1 protein-coding gene is annotated in these 3,781 nt (G+C 72.7%); it reads left to right on the forward strand.

Annotated features, from left to right (window positions below; translation table 11 throughout):
* Positions 1–588 precede the first annotated feature (588 nt).
* Positions 589–3,744: a translation initiation factor IF-2 N-terminal domain-containing protein gene (locus tag QH270_RS33410; protein WP_280348711.1), complete on the forward strand. Its 3,156-nt coding sequence runs from the start codon at positions 589–591 to the stop codon at positions 3,742–3,744.
* Positions 3,745–3,781 lie beyond the last annotated feature (37 nt).

The raw sequence follows: 3,781 nt of genomic DNA on the forward strand, positions 1-3,781 counted from the left end.
GGGGCGGGACACCCAGTACAACCGGGACCACGGTGCCCCCCCCCCCGAGCCCGCCACGCGCGAGAGCGCGCTCGGGTCCCCCTATTTCCCTGCCTTATCCGCGCTGAACTCGCGCGGCGCGCCGGGGGCGCCCGCGACGAGCTCGAGCGGCGCGGAGTTCGCCCGCGATGCGCCGATGGCGATCGCCGCGCGAACCGTATGGGATACTGACTACGGACGTGTTCGACGCCGATGCTCAAACAGGGCGGTTGGTGACAGCCTGTCGCGCAGGTACGCGACAGCGGTGACGGACATGACCGGATGACACCGCGGTTGGATGCCGATCATCGCTGCCACGGACGACCCTGTTGCTGGGGTCGCCCACCCCGGCACGCTGGATGAGCGCTCGGAGCGCGGCGTCACGCCGTACAGCCAGGCGCCGCGTGACCGGTTGGCCCGCCAGAAGATCGATCGAGGTGCGACCGGACACGCGGGGCGAGACCAGATGACCCTCGTACCATCGGTACGAGGTGCACGGACGATGCCCCCGCGTCGGCCGCGTCACTCCCGTACCGGGGATGGACGCGCCCGGGGGCCCGAGGAGACTTCGTGGCCGATACAGAGCCGCTGGACACAACACAACAGGATGCCGATCAATTGCCGGAGCGAATTCGAGTTCATGCACTGGCCAAGCGGTTGGGAGTGACCAGCAAACGCATCCTGGCCAAACTGGCCGAACTGGGAACAGAAGCGCGCAGCGTGCAATCCAACGTGGATCGCGCCGTCGCCGAGACGGTGCGCGACGCCATCGCCGCCGCCGACGCCGAGACCGGCGAATCCCCGGCATCCACGCCCGTGACGGCCGCGCCGCCGTCGCCCGCCCCCGTCGCCGAGCAGCCGGCCGACCCGACCACCGCGCCCGCGCCGATGTTCTCGGCGCCCGAGGTCGCGAGCACCCAGGGTGTCTTCGCGAACGCGCCGCACACCGACCTGTTCACCCATCGGACCGAGGAGGCTCCGGCCCCCGTCGAGCCGGTGGCCTTCGAAGCGCCCGCCGTCGCGGCGCCGCTGTTCCTGCCGCCGGACGCCACCGCCGCCGAGGAGGCGCGCAAGCGCCGTCGTTCCGATCGGACGAGCAAGCGGACCGAGGAGCCGGTCGAGGACGTCGAGCCCGAGACCGAGGCCGCCGAGGACGAGTCCGACGCCACCGGTGACAACGACGCCGACGGTCAGCCGCGTCGCCGTCGTCGTGGCCGTCGTGGCCGCGGTCGTGGCCGCGGCGAGCAGTCCGCCGACGGCGAGGACACCGATACCGAGGGCGCCGAGTCCGACACCGACGACGAGCCCGCCGCGTCGACCGAGCCTGCCACCGACGAGGCCGAGCAGGCCGAGGACACCGACACCGACGACGAGGACGACACCCAGCCCGAGGGCGCGAGCCGTCGTCGTCGCCGTCGCCGCCGCCGCAAGGTCGGCGGGGAGTCGGGCGAGGACGCCTCGTCCGAGGACGATCCGCCGAACACCGTCGTGCACGAGCGCGAGCCGCGCAACAAGAGCCGCGGCCGCTCCAACTCCGACGAGGTGCAGGGCATCTCCGGTTCCACCCGGCTCGAGGCCAAGCGCCAGCGCCGTCGCGACGGCCGCGAGGCCGGTCGCCGTCGTCCGCCGATCCTGACCGAGTCGGAGTTCCTGGCCCGCCGCGAGGCGGTCGACCGGGTGATGGTCGTGCGGGAGAAGGCGTTCGACGCCGCCGAGCACGCGGGTCACCAGACCACCACCCAGGTGGCGGTGCTGGAGGACAACATCCTGGTCGAGCACTTCGTGACCAGCTCCGGCCAGGCGTCGATGGTGGGCAACGTCTACCTGGGCAAGGTGCAGAACGTGCTGCCCAGCATGGAGGCGGCGTTCATCGACATCGGCCGCGGCCGCAACGGCGTGCTCTACGCCGGTGAGGTGAACTGGGAGGCCGCCGGTCTCGGCGGCAAGGAACGCAAGATCGAGCAGGCGCTCAAGCCTGGCGATCAGGTGCTGGTCCAGGTCTCCAAGGACCCGGTCGGGCACAAGGGCGCCCGCCTGACCACCCAGATCTCCCTCGCCGGCCGCTTCCTGGTGTACGTGCCGGGCGGCACCTCCACCGGCATCAGCCGCAAGCTGCCCGACACCGAGCGCAAGCGGCTCAAGGAGATCCTGCGCGAGATCGTGCCCGCCGACGCCGGGGTGATCATCCGCACCGCGTCCGAGGGCGTCAGCGAACCCGAGCTGGCGCGCGACGTCGAGCGGCTGCAGGCCACCTGGCGCACCATCGAGGAGGCCGCCAAGGGCTCGGCCAAGGACGCGCCCAAGGCCCTCTACGAGGAGCCCGACCTGCTGGTCAAGGTCATCCGCGACCTGTTCAACGAGGACTTCTCCCGGCTGGTCATCGAGGGTGACCGGGCCTGGAGCACCGTGGAGACCTACGTCCGCACCGTCGCGCCCGACCTGCTGCCGCGGGTCGACCGGCACGAGAACAACGGTGTCGACGTGTTCACGGCCTTCCGCATCGACGAGCAGCTGGCCAAGGCGCTCGACCGCAAGGTGTGGCTGCCCTCGGGCGGCACCCTGGTGATCGATCGGACCGAGGCGATGACCGTCGTCGACGTCAACACCGGCAAGTTCACCGGTTCGGGGTCGAGCAACCTGGAGGAGACCGTCACCAGGAACAACCTGGAAGCGGCCGAGGAGATCGTGCGCCAGATGCGGCTGCGCGACATCGGCGGCATGATCGTCGTCGACTTCATCGACATGGTCCTCGAGTCCAACCGCGATCTGGTGCTGCGCCGCCTCACCGAGGCGCTCGGCCGCGACCGCACCCGGCACCAGGTGTCGGAGGTGACCTCGCTCGGTCTGGTCCAGATGACCCGTAAGAAGCTGGGCACCGGACTGGTCGAGGCGTTCTCCACCACCTGTGAGCACTGCCACGGCCGCGGCATCCTCGTGCACTCCTACCCGGTCGACACCGGGTCGGGCGGCGACGAGCAGTCCGGCCGGGCCAAGGAGGGCGGCTCGCGCCGTCGCCGTGGCAAGGACAAGAGCGGTCAGGACAAGCCCGCCGCGGCCGCCCCGGCGACCAACGGCACCGCCCCCGCCGAGCACGGTGAGGAGGACATCGCGGTCAAGCGGGCCCACCCGGTCGCGCTCGCGATGGCCGCCCACCACGGCGAGGAAGGTGCCGAGCAGGCGGGCGAATCCGTCGAGCCCGAGGTCGTCGAAGAGACGCCCGCCGAGCCGACGAGGTCCCGGTCGCGGTCCCGGTCGCGCCGCGCGAGCCGGGCGGCGGCCCAGGCCGAGGCGCCGGTGGAGAGCCCCGCGCTGACCGGGGTCATCACGGCCGAAGACGAATCCGTCGAGGCGGAACCGGAGGTCGAGGCTGTCGAGGCCGTCGCCGAGCCGCAGCCGGTCGCCGAGCCGGAGCGGGCTGTCGAGCCGGAGCCGGTCGCCGAGCAGGCCGTCGAGCCGGAGCCGAGCGGCGAACCGGAGCAGGCTCCCGAGCCCGCCCCGGTCACCGAGGAGCCCGGCCGGGCACCACGGCGGCGCCGGGTGGCGCGCTCGACGGCGGCGCCCAAGGCCGACAGCGCGGGCGCGGTGTTCGTGCTCTCCGCGAGTGAGCAGCCGCCCGTGGCGCCCGTCGTCGACGTCGCCGCGGAACCGGTCGTCGTCCCCGAGCGCAAGCCGCGTCGCCGCGCGGTGGCCCGTCCCGCGGGCGCGCCTGCCGCCGACGGCAACTGACCCCGGGGGGGGGGGGGGGGGGGGGGGGGGGGGGGGG

Origin of the sequence: Nocardia neocaledoniensis, from assembly GCF_029868625.1 — a bacterium.
Lineage (GTDB): Bacteria > Actinomycetota > Actinomycetes > Mycobacteriales > Mycobacteriaceae > Nocardia > Nocardia neocaledoniensis_A.